Origin of the sequence: Sphingomonas palmae, from assembly GCF_900109565.1 — a bacterium.
Classification (GTDB): Bacteria; Pseudomonadota; Alphaproteobacteria; order Sphingomonadales; family Sphingomonadaceae; genus Sphingomonas; species Sphingomonas palmae.
Genome location: NZ_FNZZ01000001.1, coordinates 808900 through 827163 on the forward strand (window position 1 = coordinate 808900; position 18264 = coordinate 827163).

20 protein-coding genes and 2 tRNA genes are annotated in these 18264 nt (G+C 67.7%); 9 read left to right on the forward strand and 13 right to left on the reverse strand.

Annotation, left to right across the window (positions count from 1 at the left end; genetic code table 11):
- Positions 1-54: 54 nt before the first annotated feature.
- The 5 genes from BMW51_RS03925 to BMW51_RS03945 form a co-directional block, all read right to left on the reverse strand.
- Complete coding sequence (locus BMW51_RS03925) at positions 55-654, reverse strand: M23 family metallopeptidase (RefSeq protein ID WP_093003461.1); 600 nt, start codon at positions 652-654, stop codon at positions 55-57.
- 52 nt (positions 655-706) lie between these two features.
- Entirely contained in the window at positions 707-1402 is a 696-nt protein-coding gene (thiE, locus tag BMW51_RS03930; protein WP_093003463.1) for a thiamine phosphate synthase, read from the reverse strand.
- A gap of 98 nt (positions 1403-1500) precedes the next feature.
- On the reverse strand, positions 1501-2409 hold the full coding sequence (locus BMW51_RS03935; RefSeq protein WP_093003465.1) for a class I fructose-bisphosphate aldolase: 909 nt from the start codon (positions 2407-2409) through the stop codon (positions 1501-1503).
- A 23-nt stretch (positions 2410-2432) separates the two neighbouring features.
- The gene (locus BMW51_RS03940; protein WP_245708260.1) at positions 2433-2771 is read right to left on the reverse strand and encodes a type II toxin-antitoxin system PemK/MazF family toxin; all 339 of its coding nucleotides are present in this window, start codon (positions 2769-2771) and stop codon (positions 2433-2435) included.
- Positions 2768-3016 carry a ribbon-helix-helix protein, CopG family gene (locus tag BMW51_RS03945; protein WP_177171498.1) on the reverse strand — a complete coding sequence of 83 codons (249 nt, stop codon included), beginning with the start codon at positions 3014-3016 and terminating at the stop codon, positions 2768-2770. The genes BMW51_RS03940 and BMW51_RS03945 overlap by 4 nt, the downstream gene beginning before the upstream one ends.
- 117 nt (positions 3017-3133) lie before the next feature.
- Here BMW51_RS03945 and BMW51_RS03950 point away from each other — a divergent pair, with 117 nt between their 5' ends.
- Positions 3134-3631 (forward strand): TlpA family protein disulfide reductase, encoded by a 498-nt coding sequence (locus tag BMW51_RS03950; RefSeq protein WP_093003467.1) that lies wholly within the window; start codon positions 3134-3136, stop codon positions 3629-3631.
- A 31-nt stretch (positions 3632-3662) separates the two neighbouring features.
- Here the strand turns inward: BMW51_RS03950 and BMW51_RS03955 are convergent, their stop codons facing one another.
- Genes BMW51_RS03955 through gap form a run of 3 tightly spaced genes read right to left on the reverse strand, consistent with a single transcriptional unit; the run spans position 3663 to position 6365 of the window.
- On the reverse strand, positions 3663-4853 hold the full coding sequence (locus tag BMW51_RS03955) for a phosphoglycerate kinase (protein ID WP_093003469.1): 1191 nt from the start codon (positions 4851-4853) through the stop codon (positions 3663-3665).
- A complete protein-coding gene (locus BMW51_RS03960; protein ID WP_093003471.1) occupies positions 4778-5305 on the reverse strand; it encodes an MOSC domain-containing protein in 528 nt (175 codons plus the stop codon). Before BMW51_RS03960 ends, BMW51_RS03955 begins: the two co-directional genes overlap by 76 nt.
- Before the next feature lie 58 nt (positions 5306-5363).
- Positions 5364-6365 carry a type I glyceraldehyde-3-phosphate dehydrogenase gene (gene gap, locus BMW51_RS03965; protein WP_093003473.1) on the reverse strand — a complete coding sequence of 334 codons (1002 nt, stop codon included), beginning with the start codon at positions 6363-6365 and terminating at the stop codon, positions 5364-5366.
- Between the two features lie 160 nt (positions 6366-6525).
- Between gap and BMW51_RS15995 the strand changes: the two genes are divergently transcribed.
- From BMW51_RS15995 to BMW51_RS03980, 4 genes are all read left to right on the forward strand, one after another.
- Positions 6526-6702 carry a hypothetical protein gene (locus tag BMW51_RS15995; RefSeq protein ID WP_019516637.1) on the forward strand — a complete coding sequence of 59 codons (177 nt, stop codon included), beginning with the start codon at positions 6526-6528 and terminating at the stop codon, positions 6700-6702.
- Positions 6702-7007, forward strand: coding sequence for a cell division protein ZapA (locus tag BMW51_RS03970; protein ID WP_093003475.1), 306 nt, complete (start codon positions 6702-6704; stop codon positions 7005-7007). Before BMW51_RS15995 ends, BMW51_RS03970 begins: the two co-directional genes overlap by 1 nt.
- Before the next feature lie 193 nt (positions 7008-7200).
- On the forward strand, positions 7201-7743 hold the full coding sequence (locus BMW51_RS03975) for a 5-formyltetrahydrofolate cyclo-ligase (RefSeq protein ID WP_093003477.1): 543 nt from the start codon (positions 7201-7203) through the stop codon (positions 7741-7743).
- Positions 7740-7949 carry a DUF2842 domain-containing protein gene (locus tag BMW51_RS03980; protein WP_177171499.1) on the forward strand — a complete coding sequence of 70 codons (210 nt, stop codon included), beginning with the start codon at positions 7740-7742 and terminating at the stop codon, positions 7947-7949. Before BMW51_RS03975 ends, BMW51_RS03980 begins: the two co-directional genes overlap by 4 nt.
- 43 nt (positions 7950-7992) lie before the next feature.
- Here BMW51_RS03980 and BMW51_RS03985 read toward each other — a convergent pair.
- From BMW51_RS03985 to BMW51_RS04005, 5 genes are all read right to left on the reverse strand, one after another.
- Positions 7993-8069 (reverse strand) — tRNA-Asp (locus BMW51_RS03985).
- Positions 8070-8165: 96 nt separating this feature from the next.
- A tRNA-Asp gene (locus BMW51_RS03990) sits at positions 8166-8242 on the reverse strand.
- A 46-nt stretch (positions 8243-8288) separates the two neighbouring features.
- Entirely contained in the window at positions 8289-9530 is a 1242-nt protein-coding gene (locus tag BMW51_RS03995; protein WP_093003891.1) for an AI-2E family transporter, read from the reverse strand.
- A gap of 60 nt (positions 9531-9590) precedes the next feature.
- On the reverse strand, positions 9591-10328 hold the full coding sequence (locus tag BMW51_RS04000) for a Crp/Fnr family transcriptional regulator (protein ID WP_093003481.1): 738 nt from the start codon (positions 10326-10328) through the stop codon (positions 9591-9593).
- A gap of 32 nt (positions 10329-10360) precedes the next feature.
- Positions 10361-12088, reverse strand: a complete 1728-nt coding sequence (locus BMW51_RS04005) for a class I adenylate-forming enzyme family protein (protein WP_177171527.1) — start codon at positions 12086-12088, stop codon at positions 10361-10363.
- Between the two features lie 149 nt (positions 12089-12237).
- Here BMW51_RS04005 and BMW51_RS04010 point away from each other — a divergent pair, with 149 nt between their 5' ends.
- From BMW51_RS04010 to BMW51_RS04025, 4 genes are all read left to right on the forward strand, one after another.
- On the forward strand, positions 12238-13461 hold the full coding sequence (locus tag BMW51_RS04010) for a serine hydrolase domain-containing protein (protein ID WP_093003485.1): 1224 nt from the start codon (positions 12238-12240) through the stop codon (positions 13459-13461).
- 56 nt (positions 13462-13517) lie between these two features.
- Positions 13518-15542, forward strand: a complete 2025-nt coding sequence (locus BMW51_RS04015; protein ID WP_177171500.1) for a 3-hydroxyacyl-CoA dehydrogenase NAD-binding domain-containing protein — start codon at positions 13518-13520, stop codon at positions 15540-15542.
- A gap of 151 nt (positions 15543-15693) precedes the next feature.
- The gene (locus tag BMW51_RS04020; protein ID WP_093003487.1) at positions 15694-17016 is read left to right on the forward strand and encodes an amidase family protein; all 1323 of its coding nucleotides are present in this window, start codon (positions 15694-15696) and stop codon (positions 17014-17016) included.
- A complete protein-coding gene (locus BMW51_RS04025; protein ID WP_093003489.1) occupies positions 17013-18197 on the forward strand; it encodes an acyl-CoA dehydrogenase family protein in 1185 nt (394 codons plus the stop codon). The genes BMW51_RS04020 and BMW51_RS04025 overlap by 4 nt, the downstream gene beginning before the upstream one ends.
- The last annotated feature ends 67 nt before the right edge of the window (positions 18198-18264 follow it).

An 18264-nucleotide genomic window follows, 5' to 3' on the forward strand; every position in this document is an offset into this window, starting at 1 on the left:
CTATGGAAAAGAGCTGGGGCCTCGCCGCACGCGCGGGAAGCCGGTGCGCGCCACTTAGCGCTCGGAGCGCGGCCGGGCAAGAAGCGGATACGGGTCGACGCTCTCGCCCTGCCACCAGCGCTCGCTCGACGTCATCCGCGACAGGCCGAAATGCAGGTGGTAATTGCCAGCCCCCGCATTGCCGCTGTCACCGACGTAGCCGAGCAACTGCCCACGCCGCACGCGCAAGCCTTCGCGCAGGCCCGAAGCATAGCCGGCCAGGTGCGCGTAATAATACATCCAGCGCCCGTCCGCCGATCGCTGGTAAAGGGTGGTGCCGCCCCGCCCGCTCTCGAACAGCTTCTCGATTTGACCGTCCGCGGTCGCGATCACCGGCGTGCCACCCGGTGCCATGATGTCGATGCCGTGATGGCCGCGCTCGCCGCCCTCGCGCGCGTCACCCCAGCTGTCGCGCAGTGCACCGCGTCCGACGCCCGCGACCGGCACGCTCAGGTTCACGTCGCTGCTTAACCGGGAAGGAGCGACACTCGCCTGAGGCGCCGTGCGCTCGATCCGTGCAGGTCTCACCGGCGCCGAACCGAACGACAGCATCGACGCGAAGCCGACGACAGCCACGACGATGATCAGCAGGATGATGGCGCCGAGCCGGGTCATGGCGTCACTATGAACGTCGGACCGGCCCGCCCGTCAAGCGAACCGTCGGTGTTCAGCGCCGATGCGCGTCGGCCAGTGCCGCCTCGAACGCCTTGATTGCCGCGGCTTCATCACCGTTCCACACCGATCCCGACGCCGCGACGAAGTCCGCCCCCGCCGCGACCAGTGGCGCGACATTCTGGGGCGTGATCCCGCCGATCGCAACGCTCGGCAGCTCGAACAGCGTCGACCACCACGACAGGATCGACGGCTCGGGACGGTGCTTCACCTCCTTGGTCGTGGTCGGGTAGAAAGCGCCGAACGCGACGTAATCGGCATTCGCCTCACCGGCCTCCATCGCCAGATGCCGGCTATCGTGGCACGTCACGCCGATCTGCACGTCCGGGCCGAGCAACGCGCGCGCGTCGCGCGGATCGTCGTCGTCCTGCCCCAAGTGCACGCCGTCCGCACCCAGCCGCTTGGCCAGGCTCGCGCTGTCGTTGACGATGAAGGCAACGTCGTGCTCGGCGCAAATCGCCTGCAACGGCTCGGCCAGTTTCGCGGCGGCGTGCTGGTCGACATCCTTGACCCGAAACTGAAACGCCGCGACCGGCCCCGCGCCCAGTGCTCGGCGCAAACGGTCGGGAAATACCCCGCTTACGTTCAATGGCGAGACAAGGTACAATTGACAGGCCGGTCGCCGATCGTCGCGCCGGAAAGCGGTCGCGAAACCGGGGTCGAGCGGGCCGAGCGGGTCTTCGATATCCATCGAACCGCACTAGCGCTTCGCCCCTCGGGACGAAAGCGCCAACGCCGACCTGTGTTCGTCGTGGCGGCTCATACCAGAGCCGCCGCGATCACAACGCCTTATTCCTCGTTCTTGTAGATCGCGATCAGCTTGGCGAGCATCTCCAGCGCCTCGCCGCGCTCGCGCTGGAACGTGTTGCGCCCGATGATCGAGCCATTGCCGCCGCCGTCACGAATGTCGCGCGCGTCTTGATAGACCGCGTCCGCGCCCTTCGACGCACCGCCCGAGAACACCACGACGCGACGCCCGGCGAAGCTCGCCTGCACGACGTGCGCGACGCGCTTCGCCTGGGTCGAGGCATCGAGCTTCTCGTACGCCTTCTTCGCGTCCTTCTGCTCGATATGCGCGCTCGGCAGCTTCACCTTGATGATGTGCGCACCCAGCAACGCCGCCATGTGCGCGGCATAGGCGCCGACGTCGAGCGCGAGCTCGCCGTCCTTCGAAATGTCGCCGCCGCGCGGATACGACCAGATCACCGTCGCGAGACCCGCCGCCTCAGCTTCCTCGCGCAGCGCACGGATCTGCTCCATCATCTCGAAGATGTGGTCGGAACCCGGGTAGATGGTGAAGCCGATCGCCGCACAGCCGAGCCGCAGCGCGTCCTCGACGCTGCCGGTCTGCGCCTGGTTGATGCTGGTCGCCCAGCTGTTCGACGAATTGACCTTCAGTATCGTCGGGATCTGCCCCGCGAACGTGTCGGCGCCCGCCTCCAGCATGCCGAGCGGCGCGGCATAGGCCGACAGGCCGGCGTCGATCGCGATCTGGTAATGGTAGTGCGGGTCGTACGCCGCCGGGTTGACTGCGAACGAGCGCGCGGGGCCATGCTCGAACCCCTGATCGACCGGCAGGATCACCAGCTTGCCGGTGCCGCCCAGCTTGCCGTGCATCAGGATGCGCGCCAGGTTCGCCTTCACCGCCGGGCTGGTGCCCTCGTACTTGTCGAGGATGTTCTTGACGATCGGGGTCATGTTCAGCTCCTAGTTCGTTGTAATCATAAGGTAAGCCAGCGCCGCAGCGCCTGATCGACCTGCTCCATCCGCGTCGGTGATGCATGGCCGATCACCTCGACGATGCGATGACGCCGGACCGAGGTGATCCGATCCACCTGCACCTCGCACTCGACAGACAGGCCGGTGTGTTCCTGCGGCGAGATCGCGACGCGGAACAGCGACTCGCCACCGATGATCTCGGTCAGTGGGCAAAGGGTGATCGTCGCGTGCGTGTCGTTGAACAGATCGGCCTGCACGACCACGCTGGCGCGCGGCGCGGCCTCGCCCTGTAACGGCGACACCATCACGATCGCGCCGTGCCTGATCTCGGGCACGCTCACCCGGCACCCCCCGCGTCGGCGGCATCAGTCACCTCCGCCGCTTCCCAGAAAAGGTGATCGCCTTCGGTCTCGCGGCGCGACGCGCGCAGCGACTGACGTCGTGCCTCGCGCCGGAACGCCTCGTCGTGCAGGTCGACGTAGCGCCGCACCGCCTCGCGCGCGATGTCGCTCTTGCTGCGCCCCTGCGAGCGCGCGACCGCGGCGAGACGCTGTTCCAGCTCCTCGTCCAGCCGCACCCCGAGCATCAGCGCACCCCTTGTTTAACGTGTTAAACACGGCATTACGCGTCGGCGTTGCCGTAAGCAAGCCACGTTGACGCCGGTCGCATCCCGTCGCAGCATCGCGTCAGGGGGGACTGCTCAATGATCAAACACTGGCTGATCGCCGCGTCGGCGGCAATGTTCTGTGCCGCGCCGGCGAGTGCGCGCTTGCCCAAGGTCGGCGAGGTCGCGCCCGACTTCACCTTCACGCTGATGGACGGCAGCAAGGTGTCGCGAGACGACCTGAAAGGACAAGTCGTGCTACTCAACTTCTGGGCGACGTGGTGCGTGCCATGCCGTGCCGAGCTACCGCTGATCGATCGCTATTACGACATTCAGAAGAAGCACGGCTTCCGCGCCTTCGCGGTCACGACCGAAGACTCGCTGCCGCTCTACCGCATGAAGCCGCTGTTCGCCGCGATGGCGATCCCGGCGGTGAAGCGGTCGAAGGGTCCGTATTCGGAAGTGTCAGCGGTGCCGATGAACTACGTCATCGATCGCGCCGGGCGCATCCGCTACGCCACTGCAGGCGCGTTCGACCTTGATACGCTCAACAAGATTATCGTGCCGCTGCTGCAGGAACCCGCCCCCGCCGGCTGAGCGCGGCCGGACCGACCGCGCGCTCACGAGATTAGCGCGCGAGTGCCGCGACGCCCGGCAGTTCGCGCCCCTCCATCCACTCCAGGAACGCGCCGCCCGCGGTCGAGACGAAGCTGAACTCGCTCGCCACGCCGGCCTGGTTGAGCGCCGCAACGGTGTCGCCCCCACCCGCGACCGAGACGAGCCCCCCTTCCTTGGTCAGCGCCGCGGCGGTGCGCGCGAGCGCGACCGTCGCGGCATCAAACGGCGGCGTCTCGAACGCGCCCAGCGGGCCGTTCCACACCAGCGTGCGGCAGTTCTTGAGCACGTCGCCCAGCGACTCGGCCGCGGCGGGTCCGATGTCGAGGATCATCTCGTCGACGGCGACCTCGTGGACGTTGACGGTGCGCGTCTCCGGGTTGGGCTTGAACTCGCGCGCGACCACGACATCGTACGGCAGGTGGACGGTGCAGCCCGCCTTGTCCGCGGCGTCGAGGATCTCCTCGGCAGTGGCGGTCAGGTCATGCTCGCACAGGCTCTTGCCGACGTCGACCCCGCGCGCCGCCAAGAAGGTATTCGCCATTCCACCGCCAATGATCAGGTGATCGACCCGCGCAACCAAGTGCTTGAGCACATCGAGCTTGGTCGAGACCTTCGCGCCGCCGACGACCGCCGCGACCGGATGCTCGGGGTTGCCGAGTGCCTTCTCCAGCGCGTCGAGCTCGGCCTCCATCTGCCGCCCGGCGTACGCCGGCAAGCGGCGCGCGAGCCCCTCGGTCGAAGCATGTGCGCGGTGCGCGGCGGAAAAGGCGTCGTTCACGTAGAGGTCGCCCAGCGCGGCAAAGCGATCAACGACTTGGCGCTCGTTCTTCTCTTCGCCACCCAAGAAGCGCGTATTCTCCAGCACGCCGACGTCGCCCGGCTGCATCGTCGCAATCGCCGCCTCGGCACCCTCCCAGTCGATATAGCGCACCGCGCGGCCGAGCACCGCCTCGTAGGGGCGAACGATCTGCGCCAGCGACATCTCCGGGCTTGGCACGCCCTTCGGCCGCCCGAAGTGCGCCAGGATCAGCACGATCGCGCCCTTGTCGGACAGTTCCGCGATCGTCGGCACGGTGGCGCGCAGTCGGGTGTCGTCGCTCACCTGCCCGTCGTGCAGGGGTACGTTCAGATCCTCGCGAACGAGGACGCGGCGGCCGTGGACATCGCTGATGTCGTCGAGCGTTCGGAAGGACTTGTCCATGTTTCCTCGATCCTGATTTGGTCACCGACGGCGATCACGCCGCCTTGTCTCACCATCGCACACGCGCCGCCGCGCCAGTCGGGCAGCAGCGCCGCCTTCAAACCCGGCGCCAGCGCCTCCATCCGCTCGCACGGATCGGTCTCGCGCGTGATCTCCAGCACCACGTCGGCGCCGATGCGCAGCAAGGTGCCGGGTACCTGCGGTAGGTCGAACTGGTCGATCAGCAGGTTGGAGCGCCGCTCCTCCCAGCCGATGCTCTCACCGATCTCGGCCAGCGCCGCCGCCCAGTCGCTGCGCTCGATCAGCGTCATCTGCCGCTTGTAGGGCTTGCGCTTCATCGCCCCGCGATAGTCGCCGTGGATGCCCTCCTCGCACGTCACGACCGCGCGGTCGATCAGTTCCATCGGCGCCTTGGGAAAAGCGTGGCGCGCGATGCCGAGGAGGATACCCATCGTCTGTCCGTAAAGGTTATGCGCCGCCGCGATGCTGCCGCGACGGCGCGAAAGGTTGTCAGCCGAAGTTCGCCATCGCGGTGGCGGTGTCGACCATGCGGTTGGAGAAGCCCCATTCGTTGTCGTACCACGTGACCACGCGCACCAGCTTGCCGTCGATCACCGCCGTCTCAAGGCTGTCGACCGTCGACGAGTACGGCGTGTGGACGATGTCGATCGACACCAGCGGCTCGTCGGAGAAGTGCAGCACGCCCTTCATCGGACCGTCGGCCGCGGCCTTGAGCAGTTCGTTCACCTCTTCGCGCGTCGTGTCGCGCGCGGGCGTGAAGGTCAGGTCGACCAGGCTGCCGTCGGGCACCGGCACGCGCACGGCCGACCCGTCGAGCTTGCCCTTCAACTCGGGCAGCACCTCACCCACCGCGCGCGCCGCGCCCGTGGTGGTCGGGATCATGCTCATCGCGGCCGCCCGCGCACGGCGCAGGTCGGGGTGAATCTGGTCGAGGATTTTCTGGTCGTTCGTATAGGCGTGGATCGTCGTCATCAGCCCGCGCTCGATGCCGATCGCGTCGTTCAGCACCTTCGCGACCGGCGCCAGGCAGTTGGTCGTGCACGACGCGTTCGACACGATCGTGTGCCCCGCTTCCAGCTTGTCGTCGTTGACGCCGTAGACCACCGTGATGTCGACGCCCTTTGCCGGAGCCGAGATCAGGACCTTCTTCGCGCCCGCGTCGATGTGCTTCTGCGCGCTGGCGCGGTCGGTGAAGAAACCGGTGCATTCGAGCACGATGTCGACACCCAGTTCCTTGTGCGGCAAATTGGCGGGGTCGCGCTCGGAGGTCACGCGGATGCGGCGGCCGTCGATCACCAGGTCGTTGCCCTCGGCCTCGACCGTGCCGTCGTAGCGGCCGTGAACGCTGTCGCGGCTGAACAGCCAGGCGTTCGACTTCGCATCGGCGAGATCGTTGATCGCGACGAGTTCGAGCTCGCTGTTCCGCTCCAGCAACGCGCGCGCCACCAGGCGACCGATCCGCCCGAACCCGTTGATCGCTACCTTCGTCATCGCTCAATCCCTCACCCGGTTGTTCGCAATTGCAGCGGCCTTTGCCGGGCAAGCGGGGCATGCGTCAACCGCATCGGCCGTATTCCTGTCGGCGCGCCGCACGCCGAGACGAAAACCAGCGTCTTGCCCGTGCGACGACGCCTGCCTATCGCTTGGCGTCATGGATCATCCGGCACTCGCGCGCATCGAACAGGCGATCGAACGAATCGAAGCGGCGATTGCGCGCCGCCGCGTCGCGGCCGAGGCCGTGGCGGAACGTCACGCCGCGCTGAAATCGCGCATGGCGGAGGCAGTCGCCGCACTCGACGCGGTGATGGCGCGCGAGGGGGCGGAATAATGGCGATGGTCACGCTCAGGATCGGCGACCTCTCCTACGAGGTCGCGTGCCGCGACGGCGGCGAGGCACGGCTGATGCAGGCGGGCGCCTTGATCGACGAGCGCTGGGCCGCGGCGAAACGCGCGGCGGGCAGCGGCGGGGTGCCGCGCACCTTCCTGCTGACCGCACTGATGCTCGCCGACGCGCTGATCGAGGCGCGCGAGGCACCCCCGCCCGAGACGCCGGCCGACGTCGCGCTCGGTCGCATCGCCGAACGGCTCGAAACCCTCGCCTCGGCCCTTGAGGACGAGGCGGCGAAGCCCTAAGTCACGTAGCGGCGGGTTCTGCCCGGTACGAGCCAGACTTATCCCTGAGGCTATTCATCATCCAAAGGGGGTTGTCCCTGCCCGGATCCTGGTCCGACGTACACGATCCCCACCTGACGTACCGTGCGTCAGTGGATATACCGGCAAACGACCACGGCGGTCCCGCCACCCGCCCTGCCCCACGGCGCCCAGCATGACCGACAAGAAACAGCTCCGCGCCGAGATGCGCCGCGCGCGCGAAGCCTTCGTCGCCGCGGCACCGCGTGCACTCGCCGTACCAGCGGCGCTGCGAGCCATGTTCCGCGCCGACATGATCGTCGCCGCTTACGTGCCGATCGGCAGCGAGGCCGACCCCGCCCCGCTCGTCGCCGCGGCGCGTGTGGCAGGGTGTCGCGTCGCCTTGCCCCACGTCGTCGATCGTCAGACCGCGCTCACGTTTCTGCCGTGGGATGAGAACGCGGCGCTCGTCGACGGACCGTTCCGCCTGCGCCAGCCGGCCGGCGATGCCTGTCCGATCGCGCCCGAACTCGTACTAACCCCGCTCATCGCCTTCGACCGCGCGCTCAACCGCGTCGGACAGGGCGCGGGCCACTACGACCGCGCCTTTGCCCAATACCCTCATGCCAAGCGCATCGGCGTCGCGTGGAGCGTTCAGGAGGTCGCCCGCATCGACGCCGATCCGTGGGACGCGCCGCTCGACGCGATCGTCACCGAACAGGAATGGATCACGCGATGACACCCGACTGGCGCAAACCCGTGGGCATGCTCGCCATCCTCGCGCTGATCGCGATCTGGTCAATCGTCATCATGTCGCTGTCGGGCGTGGTCGGGCGCTGGCACTGGACGCTCCAGTTCGCCTTCTACCTCGTCGCCGGGATCATCTGGATCACGCCGCTCAAGCCGCTGCTGCGCTGGATGGAAACGGGCCGTTGGCGCGCGTGAGCGCGCCGACCGATCCGATGCTGTCATTGAGAAACGCCGGCAATGGCGCGAGTGACGGGGCTCGAACCCGCGACCTCCGGCGTGACAGGCCGGCGCTCTAACCAACTGAGCTACACCCGCTTGCAAAGCGTGAAGGCGCGCCAACTAGGCTGGCACTTCCCCCAAGTCAACACGCTCCTCTCTAGCCATTCCTGCTCCGGCTTAACGACCGGGGAATGGCGCGAGTGACGGGGCTCGAACCCGCGACCTCCGGCGTGACAGGCCGGCGCTCTAACCAACTGAGCTACACCCGCTTGTAGAAGCGTGAGGCGCGGCTGCTAGGCGGCGCCCGCCCCCCTGTCAACCGGAACGCGTATCGCCTTCGTAGTTTTTCGCCTCGCGGTCGCGCCCGCGCACGAGCGTCCCGTGCTCGAACAGGAAACCGGTGATGTCGGGGCGCCCCGCGGCACCGATCACCGTCTGCACGATGATCAGGATCGGCACCGCCAGCAGCGCGCCCGCCGTGCCCCAGACCCAGCCCCAGAAGCTAATCGAGATTAGGATCAGCACCGGGTTGATCGTCAGCCGGTGACCAACAATCAGCGGCGTCACCACATTCGCCTCGATCAAATGCGTGCCGTACATGATCGCGGGCGCGGTCAGCGCGGTCCAGATGTCGTTGAACGTCATCAACCCGCCGACGGCAAGCAGCAGCGCGGCGATGACGGGTCCGAAATAGGGGATGTAGTTCAACAGCACGACGATGCCGCCCCACATCAGCGGAAACGGCATGCCGATCAGGTACAGCGCGGTCGCGATGATCGCGCCGAGCGCGATGTTGATCGCGGTGATCGTGCCCAGGTACGACGACACGTCGTCGACCACGTCCTGCAGCACGCGCGCGGTCGCCATCGCGCCGCCGAAGCTCGACCGCTCGGTGATCATCCGCTGGCGCAGCCGTGTCCAGCCGCTGAGGAAGAAATACGCGACCAGGATGGCGTAGAACACCTGCACGATGAACGCCGGCGCGCTGGTCGCGGCGAGTTCGACGATCGAGCTGGGCGGCGACACCGCGGCGCTGGGCGACGGGCGTACCGGCGACGATGCGACCTGGCGCAGCGTGCGGTTCACATAATGCTCGAGGTTGGAATAGATATCGAGCAGCGGCTGCAGGTTCGACTGGATGCGCCCGATCCGCGACGGCAGCAGGCGGAAGAAATCGGTCGCGGGCACGACGATCGCGGCGATCGCGATGTTGGCGGCGACGAGGAACAGGATCACGCACAGCAGCGCCGCGATCGGCGACGGCAGCCGCCGCCGCTCGAGCCATTGCAGCAGCGGGATCAGCGCGAGCGAGACCACCAGCGCCACCGTCGTCGGCAGAAAGAACTCCGACCCGGATTTCAGCGCGAACGGCAATCCGACCATCAGGCCGACGCCGGCCGTCAGCGTCAGCGACGCGAGCAGGCGGTCGCGCCGCTGCGCGATACGCGCGTCCTCGCCCGGCGCCGGGGGCAGCCCGAACACGCCCGGGGGCGTGGGTTCGGCCGGGCCGGTCGGGGTAGCAGCAGAGGCGACGACAGGATCGGGAAGGTCAGCCATGTTCCCCACGCGTACCGCCATTTATCGCCCGCGAATATCCCCGACGCGGCGCGGGCGCGATCAATCGTCGGTGTCACCCCACGGGCCGTCGTCCAGGTACAGGTAATCGGCATCGAACTCGCCGATCCGGGCGAGCTGTCGCGGATCCGCGATCCTCGCCTCGCCTCGTCCGATGTCGGCCACCCCTTCCTCGCGCAGGCGGCGGAGCGTGCGGTTGACGTGGACGCTGGTCAGCCCGCACGCCTCGCCGATGTCCTGCTGCGTCAGCGGCAGCGCGAAGGCGCCGTCCTTGACGCGGCCGATCGCCTCCATCCGCGCCTGCACCTCGCACACGAAATGCGCGATCCGCCCCGCGGCATCGAGCCGCCCGAGCCGAAAGATCCACTCACGGTGCATCGCCGCGTCGAGCAATGTCGAGCGCCACAGCATCTTTGCCAGGCGCGGCGCGTCGCGCATGATGGCGTCGATCCGGTCGTGCGGGACCATCGCGACGCGCGACTCGACGATCGTCGCGACATCGTGATCGAGCCGGTGGAGCGTGTAGCCGTGCATGTCGACGAAATCGCCCGGCACGTGATAGGCGAGTAACTGGCGGAAGCCGTCGCGGGCGTCGAGATAGCGGCACATCGCCCCCTCGATCAGCAGCGTGCTCTCGCGCACGCGGTCGCCGCGACGCGTGATCGCGGTGCGCGCCGGGAACGTCTCGACGCGGTCGATCGCGCCTTCCAGCACCGCGATCTCGTCATGGCTCAGCAAACCCCGCCCGCGCTCGCGCAGGAAATCGTCGGTGACCCCCAAGATTGTTTTCCTTACGATCCGTTCGCCGTTCCTTACGCGGCGGCGCGATCCTCGAACAAGCCCTTCAGGTCGCGCTTGAGGATCTTGCCGTTCGCATTCCTGGGCAGCGTCTCGGGCACGAAGCGGATCGCGACCGGCACCTTGAACGCCGCCAGCCGCGCGCGCACCCACGCCTGCAACTCCGCCTCGGTCGCGCTCGCGCCCGGCCCCAGATGGACCACCGCGGCAGGCTCCTCGCCTAGGATACGATGCGGCAGCCCGATCAGCGCGCAGTCGGTAACCGCCGGATGGTCGTAGAGCACATTCTCGATTTCGGTCGAGTAGATGTTCTCGCCCCCGCGGATGATCATGTCCTTGGCGCGGTCGAGGATGAAGCAGAACCCCTCCTCGTCCAGGCGCGCGAGGTCGCCGGTGCGGACCCAGCCGTCGACGAAGGTCGCCGCGGTCGCCTCCGGCTTGTTCCAATAACCCTTCACGATCATCGGCCCGCGCGCCCACAATTCGCCGACCTCGCCGACCGGCAGCTCGGTCGTGCCGTCCGCGTCCATGATCTTCAGGTCGGCGACCGCGACAGGTGGCCCGCAGCTCTCGGGTCGGTGGATGTAGTCCTCCGCGCCGTGGGTGGTGACGGTCGCGGTCGTCTCGGTCATGCCCCAGCCGTTGGTCGGGATCGCCTTCATCTCGCCCGCGATCTTGCGTACCAGTTCGGGCGCGGAGGGCGCGCCGCCGTAGCCGACCGCCTCCAGGCTGGAGAGATCGTATTTGTGCCGGTCGGGATGCTCCAGCAACTGCCACGCGATCGTCGGCACGCCACCGGTCGAATTGACCTTCTCGCGCTCGATGATCTCGAACGCGCGCAGCGCCTCGAACTTGCGCATGTAGATACTGGTGTGTCCCGCAGCCATCGCGCCCATCAACCCAGCCGACAGCGCAGTGGCGTGGAACAGCGGAATGACGGTCAGCCCGACGCGCGGCTGCGGCGCGGGGATCGGGTCGCCGCGACGCAGCAGCATCCGTGCGCCCGAAAAGCCCGTTGACATGATGTTGGTCATGAAATTGCGATGCGTGCCGAGCGCGCCCTTCGGCTTGCCGGTCGTGCCGCTGGTGTAGAGGATCGTCGCATCGTCGTCGGGCAACAACCCTGCGTCGGGCAGCGCGCGATCGGGCAGCGTGTGCCAGTCGTTCGGGATACCGATCGCGTCCTCCAGCCGGGTCGCGGGCGGCGACAGTGGCGCGGTCGCGCGGCTGACCAGCACCTGCGCCAAGTCGGGCAACTCGGAAAGGTGCGGCACGATCCGATCCCAGCGCTCGGCATCGCACACCAGCAGCCTGGCGCCCGAATCGTTCAACCCGTAGGCGAGCTCGTCCCCGGACCACCACGCGTTTAGCGGCACTGCGATCGCACCGATCACAGTCGCGGCGAAAAACGCGACGGGCCATTCGGGCAGGTTGCGCATTGCGAGCGCGACGCGATCTCCCTTCTTCACGCCGTGCGCGCGGTACACCTCGGCCAGTGCCGCGATCGCGCGAAACTGCGCCTCATAAGTGACGCGCTCGTCCTCGTAGATCGTCGCCAGCCGCTCGCCATGCGTGCGCGACAGCGCCACCAACGCACCCATATGCGGCGGCGCGTTCTTCCACACGCGAGTCGGCACGCCGCGGATGTCGATCGTCTCCATCTCGAAGCGGGCGCCCGGCGCGCACAGCGCGCGCTCCACCGCATCCAGCGTCATTGCCGGCCACTTGCCCGCATCTGCCATAGCCTGTGTCGCCACGCGTCGTCTCCGCTGCTCAGGTCGACCCGAATCTTGAACATCGGGTTCGCTTGGGAACGAGGTTAGAGTTGATTTGCGCCACGCTCAAGGCGTAGGAAGCAATCATTCTTCGAAGCAGGGGTACGGACGCGGACATGACAAACGCCAGACCCGCCGATCTCGGGTTCGACGCCGGACGCCTCGCCGCGATCGACCGCTTCGTGAAGGCGCGCTACCTCGACACCGGCCTGCTGCCGCACGCGCAGTTGCTCGTCGCGCGCGAGGGTGAGGTCGTGCACCTGTCGTCGCAGGGCTCGGCCCGCGAGGGCGAGGATGCGGCGATCACCGAGGCCTCGCTGTTCCGCATCGCCTCCATGACCAAGCCGGTCACCTCGGTCGCGTTCATGATGCTGGTGGAGGAAGGCCGTGTCGCGCTCGACACCCCGGTCCACCACGTGCTGCCCGAGTTGAAGAATGTCGGCGTCTACGCGGGCGGCGGCGCGGGCGTGCCGTTCGCGACGCGTGCCACGGACGAGCCGATGCGGATGGTCGACCTGCTGCGCCATACCGCGGGCTTCACCTACGGGTTCCAGAACCGCTCCAACATCGATGCCGCGCACCGCGAGCTGAAGCTGGAGAACTGGCACGGCGGACACGACCTCGATGGCTTCGTCGCCGAACTGGGCAAGCTGCCGCTCGAATTCTCGCCCGGCACGCAGTGGAACTACTCGGTCGCGACCGATGTGCTCGGCGCCGTGGTGCAGCGGGTCTCGGGCATGCCGCTCGACCGCTTCTTCGCAGAGCGCATCTTCCAGCCGCTCGGGATGCAAGACACCTTCTTCGCGGTGCCCGAGGACAAGATCGACCGACTGACCGATTGTTACACCTTCGTGCCCGGAAAAGGTCGCCAGCTCTACGATCGCGGCGCGGCCAGCGCGTGGAGCCGGATGCCGCGGCTGGTGTCGGGCGGCGGCGGGCTCGTCTCGACCGCGCTCGACTATCACCGTTTCTGTACCATGTGCCTGAACGGCGGCGTGCTGGACGGCACCCGCATCCTCGGGCGCAAGACGATCGAGCTGATGACGATCAACCACCTGCCCGGCAAGGCGGACCTGTCGGTCATGTCGAAGTCGCTGTTCAGCGAGACGCAGAACGCAGGGACCGGATTCGGACTCGGCTTCGCGGTGACGATCGATGTCGCACGCTCGATGATGCCGGGCAGCGTCGGCGAATATTACTGGGGCGGCATGTTCTCGACCGCATTCTTCATCGATCCGGTCGAGCGCATCAACATGGTCTTCATGACGCAGCTGAGTCCGTCGAGCCTGTATCCGATCCGGCGCGAGTTGAAGACGATGATCTACGCCGCGATGACCTGATCCCCTTCCCGCCGCGTTGTCGCGGCTTCCCCAATCCTCTCGGAGTATCGCCTCACATGACCTCGCCCGTGCAGAATCCCGTCCGTACCGAACGCCACGGCGACGTGCTCGTCATCATCTCCGATTCGCCGCCGGTCAACGCGCTCGGCGCCGCGGTGCGGGGCGGGCTCGAGGCCGGGGTCAAGGAAGGCGTCGCGGACGCGTCGATCACCGCAATGGTGCTGCGCTGCGACGGCCGCACCTTCTTCGCGGGCGCTGACATCACCGAATTCGGCAAGCCGATGCAGGGGATCGGGCTGCACGAGGTGATCGACATGATCGACGCCAGCAGCAAGCCGATCGTCGCCGCGATCCACGGCACCGCGCTCGGCGGCGGGTGCGAGGTCGCGCTCGCGTGCCAGTACCGCGTCGCGGTGCCTTCGGCCAAGGTCGGGCTGCCCGAGGTCAAGCTCGGCCTGCTCCCCGGTGCCGGCGGCACGCAGCGGCTGCCGCGCGTCGTCGGGGTCAAGGCGGCGCTCGAGATGATCGCGCTGGGCGATCCCGTGTCGGCGAAGAAAGCCGCGGAGATTGGCCTCGTCGACAAGGTCGTCGGTGAAGACAGTCTGGAAGCCGACGCGATCGCCTTCGCGCGCGAGATCGCGGACAAGCGCCCGATCCCGCGCGTGCGCGATCGCGAGGTCGCGCCCGACCCCGAGGCGGTTGAGGCGTTCAGACAAGCCAACGGTCGCAAAATGCGTGGCTTCGACGCCCCTGCCGCCTGCGTCGCCTGCGTGGTGGCGGCGACCGAGAAGCCGTTCGACGAAGGGCTCCAGTTCGAGCGCGAGCAGTTCATGAAGCTGATGACGGGCACGCAGTCCGCCGCGCAGCGCCACATCTTCTTCGCCGAACGTCAGGCCGCGAAGATCGACGGCATCGCGTCCGACATCACGCTGCGCCCGATCAACCGCGTCGGCGTGATCGGCGCGGGCACGATGGGCGGCGGGATCAGCATGAACTTTCTGTCGGCCGGCATTGCGGTGACGATCGTCGAGATGCAGAAGGAGGCACTCGACCGCGGCACCGGCGTGATGCGCAAGAATTACGAGGCGTCGGCGGCGAAGGGCAGGATCAAGCCCGACGCGCCCGAGCAGGCGATGGGGCTGCTCAAGCCGACGCTCAACCTCGAAGACCTCGCCGACTGCGACCTCATCATCGAGGCGGTGTACGAGAACATGGAGGTCAAGAAGGAGATCTTCGGCAAGCTGGACAAGATCGCCAAACCCGGCGCGATCCTGGCGTCGAACACCAGCTACCTCGACATCGACGAGATCGCCGCCTCGACCAGCCGACCTGAGGACGTGCTCGGCATGCACTTCTTCTCGCCCGCCAACGTCATGAAGCTCTTGGAGATTGTGCGCGGCGCGAAGACCGCGGACGACGTGCTCGCGACCGCGATGGCGCTGGCGAAGAAGATCAGGAAGGTCGCGGTGGTCGCGGGCGTCACGCACGGCTTCATTGGCAACCGCATGCTGATGCCGCGGCAGGTCGAGGCGAACAAGCTGCTGATGGAGGGCGCGACGCCGGAGCAGATCGACCGCGTCCACACCGAGTTCGGCATGCCGATGGGGCCGTTCCAGATGAGCGACCTCGCCGGCGTCGACATCGGCTGGCACCGCGATCCCAACCGGATCGAGAGCATCCGCGACGCGCTCGCCGCCGAAGGGCGCTGGGGGCAGAAGAAGCAGGCGGGCTATTACGATTACGACGAGAAGCGTAACCCCACCCCCTCCCCGCGCGTCGCCGAGATCATCGAGGATTTCCGCAGCCGCTCGAACATGCCCAAGCGCGAGATCACCGACCAGGAGATCGTCGAGCGCACGCTCTACCCGATGGTGAACGAAGGCGCGCTGATCCTGGAGGAAGGCAAGGCGCAGCGCGGGTCCGACGTCGATGTGGTATGGATCTACGGCTACGGCTGGCCCGTCTATCGCGGTGGCCCGATGTTCTGGGCGCAGAGCGAAGGCTACGACAAGGTCGTCGCGGGGCTCGAGAAGCACGGCTTCAAGGTGGCGGATACGCTCAAGGCCGGCACGATCAAGTGAGGGCGGAGCGCAACATATCCTCCCCACTCGTGGGGAGGGGGACCGCCGCGCGCAGCGTGGTGGTGGAGGGGGTTCGCCGCTTGCGGATCGCGTTGGACGCCCCCTCCACCAGCCTGCGGCTGGTCCCCCTCCCCATTCTGGGGAGGATATGATGGCTGAACGCTCCGGCCTCGTCACCGCCGCTGCGATCCGCGCGCACGAGACCACCGCGCTCGCCGAAACCGACGCCGCGATCGGGCGAATCGAGGCGCGGGACGGCGCGCTGAACGCCGTCGTCGTGCGCGACTTCGATCGCGCGCGCGCTGCCGCCGCCGCGCTCGACCGGCGGATCGCGGAGGGCTTCGACGCGCCCCTGCTCGGCGTGCCGATGACGATCAAGGAGAGTTTCGACGTCGCCGGACTGCCGACGACGTTCGGATTCGAGGAGCATCGCGACTTCGTGGCGCAAGCCGACGCGGTCGCGGTAAAACGGTTGAAGGCGGCGGGCGCGATCCTGCTCGGCAAGACCAACGTGCCGCCCGCGCTCTCCGACTTGCAGTCGAACAACCCGGTCTACGGCCGCACGCTGAACGCGGTGAACCCCGACCGCAGCGCCGGCGGGTCATCGGGCGGCTCGGCGGTCGCACTCGCCAGCGGGATGGTGCCGCTCGAGTTCGGTTCCGACATCGGCGGGTCGATCCGCGTGCCCGCGGCCTTCAACGGCGTGTGGGGGCACAAGCCGACCTGGGGCGTTCTGCCGACCGACGGCCACTTCCACCCAGGCACCGATGGCGCGCGCAGCGTCCTGTCCGTCATCGGCCCGCTCGCACGGCACCCCGACGACCTCGATGCCGCGCTCGACGTGGTCGCCGACCACCCGCTCAAGCCCTCGATGGTGCGAAGCGCGGGCGACCTGCGCGTCCTGCTGCTGACCACCCACCCGCTCGCAACCGCGCAGGACGCGATCGTCGCGAGCCTTGAGTCGCTCGGCACCGCGCTGGAGCAGGCCGGCGCGCGCGTAGACCGCGCGAGCGAGCTGCTGCCCGATCTCGCGCGGCAGCACGACGCCTACTGGAACATGCTCAACATCGCGATGTCCAGGCGTGGCCCGCCCGACAGCCGCCCGACGGTGTCGGTCGACACGTGGCTGCACCTCCACGACGAGCAGGCACGCATCCAACGCCAGTGGCGGCGATTGTTCGAGGATTACGACGCGGTGATCGCGCCGACGCTCGGCACCACCGCCTTCCCGCACGACGACACGCCGCTCGCCCAGCGGCGGCTCGACGTGAACGGCGCCGACACGCAATTCTTCCACCAGTTCGCCTGGGCCGGACTCGCCACCCTGCCGATGCTGCCTGCCACCAGTGTGCCGATCGGGCACGATGCCGACGGCCTGCCGATCGGCGCGCAGGTGATCGCAGACCTTTACGCCGACCATCACGCCATCGCGGTCGCGCGCGTCGCGCACGACCTCGTCAGGAGCCGCACATGACCGACCTCGACACCTTCCGCACAGAAACACGCGCGTGGCTGGAGGAGAATTGCCCGCCCGGGATGCGCGAGCCGATCCGCTCGGACAAGGACACCGCCTGGGGCGGGCGCGACCAGAGCGACATGACGCCCGCGCAGAAGACGTGGATGGATCGCATGGGCGCGCGCGGCTGGACCGTCCCCGACTGGCCCAAGGAATACGGCGGCGGCGGGCTGTCGGCGGCCGAGACCAAGGTGCTGCGCGAGGAAATGGCCCGCATCCGCGCACGCAATCCGCTCTACTCGTTCGGTATCTCGATGCTTGGGCCGGCGCTGCTTAAATACGGCACAGAGGAACAGAAGAAGCGCTTCCTGCCCGAGATCGCGCGCGGCGAAATCCGCTGGTGCCAGGGCTATTCGGAGCCCAACGCCGGGTCCGACCTCGCCAGCCTCGCGACCAGCGCCGAGGACAAGGGCGACCACTTCCTCGTCAACGGGCAAAAGGTATGGACCAGCTACGCCGACAAGGCCGACTGGATCTTCTGCCTGGTGCGCACCGACAAGACGACCAAGCAGGGCGGGATCAGCTTCGTGCTGTTCGACATGCGCACGCCCGGCGTCTCGACCAAGCCGATCCTGCTGATCAGCGGCTACTCGCCCTTCTGCGAGACCTTCTTCGACAATGTCGAGGTCCCGAAAGAGAACCTCGTCGGCGAACTCAACCGCGGCTGGGAGGTTGCCAAGTACCTGCTGGGCCATGAGCGCGAGATGATCTCAGGCATGGGCTTGGGTGCGGGTGGCAAGAACCCGCTGATCGAGGGCGCGCTGGCGACGATCGGGCTCGATCACGACGGTCGCCTCGCCGACCCGCTGCTGCGCGCGCAGATCGCCATGTTCGAGGTCCGCGCCCGCGCCTTCACCGCGCAGAGCGAGCGCTTCATCGACGAGTTGAAGGCCGGCCGCGCGCACCCCGCGCAGCCGAGCATGATGAAATACTACGGCACCGAGCTGAACAAGAGCCGCCACGAATTGATGATGGCGGCGGGCGGATCGGATGAGCTCGAATGGGAGAGCGAGGCCAGCCGCGGCGGTCACCACGCGCGCGCGTGGCTGCGCACCAAGGCGAACTCGATCGAGGGCGGGACCAGCGAGATCCAGCTCAACATCATCGCCAAGCGCATCCTGGAACTGCCGGGCGCGTGATCTAAAGCCCTCTCCCCTGCGGAGTGAGGGCTGCCCCGTTCAAACACAACAAATCAGGGTCGGTGCG

Bases quoted from the DNA above. Each gene is read 5' to 3' on its own strand.
- BMW51_RS03925 (WP_093003461.1), bottom strand. From the start codon at position 654: ATGACCCGGCTCGGCGCCATCATCCTGCTGATCATCGTCGTGGCTGTC.
- thiE (WP_093003463.1), bottom strand. From the start codon at position 1,402: ATGGATATCGAAGACCCGCTCGGCCCGCTCGACCCCGGTTTCGCGACC.
- BMW51_RS03935 (WP_093003465.1), bottom strand. From the start codon at position 2,409: ATGACCCCGATCGTCAAGAACATCCTCGACAAGTACGAGGGCACCAGC.
- BMW51_RS03945 (WP_177171498.1), bottom strand. From the start codon at position 3,016: ATGCTCGGGGTGCGGCTGGACGAGGAGCTGGAACAGCGTCTCGCCGCG.
- BMW51_RS03950 (WP_093003467.1), top strand. From the start codon at position 3,134: ATGATCAAACACTGGCTGATCGCCGCGTCGGCGGCAATGTTCTGTGCC.
- BMW51_RS03955 (WP_093003469.1), bottom strand. From the start codon at position 4,853: ATGGACAAGTCCTTCCGAACGCTCGACGACATCAGCGATGTCCACGGC.
- BMW51_RS03960 (WP_093003471.1), bottom strand. From the start codon at position 5,305: ATGGGTATCCTCCTCGGCATCGCGCGCCACGCTTTTCCCAAGGCGCCG.
- gap (WP_093003473.1), bottom strand. From the start codon at position 6,365: ATGACGAAGGTAGCGATCAACGGGTTCGGGCGGATCGGTCGCCTGGTG.
- BMW51_RS15995 (WP_019516637.1), top strand. From the start codon at position 6,526: ATGGATCATCCGGCACTCGCGCGCATCGAACAGGCGATCGAACGAATC.
- BMW51_RS03970 (WP_093003475.1), top strand. From the start codon at position 6,702: ATGGCGATGGTCACGCTCAGGATCGGCGACCTCTCCTACGAGGTCGCG.
- BMW51_RS03975 (WP_093003477.1), top strand. From the start codon at position 7,201: ATGACCGACAAGAAACAGCTCCGCGCCGAGATGCGCCGCGCGCGCGAA.
- BMW51_RS03980 (WP_177171499.1), top strand. From the start codon at position 7,740: ATGACACCCGACTGGCGCAAACCCGTGGGCATGCTCGCCATCCTCGCG.
- BMW51_RS03995 (WP_093003891.1), bottom strand. From the start codon at position 9,530: ATGGCTGACCTTCCCGATCCTGTCGTCGCCTCTGCTGCTACCCCGACC.
- BMW51_RS04005 (WP_177171527.1), bottom strand. From the start codon at position 12,088: ATGGCAGATGCGGGCAAGTGGCCGGCAATGACGCTGGATGCGGTGGAG.
- BMW51_RS04010 (WP_093003485.1), top strand. From the start codon at position 12,238: ATGACAAACGCCAGACCCGCCGATCTCGGGTTCGACGCCGGACGCCTC.
- BMW51_RS04015 (WP_177171500.1), top strand. From the start codon at position 13,518: ATGACCTCGCCCGTGCAGAATCCCGTCCGTACCGAACGCCACGGCGAC.
- BMW51_RS04020 (WP_093003487.1), top strand. From the start codon at position 15,694: ATGGCTGAACGCTCCGGCCTCGTCACCGCCGCTGCGATCCGCGCGCAC.
- BMW51_RS04025 (WP_093003489.1), top strand. From the start codon at position 17,013: ATGACCGACCTCGACACCTTCCGCACAGAAACACGCGCGTGGCTGGAG.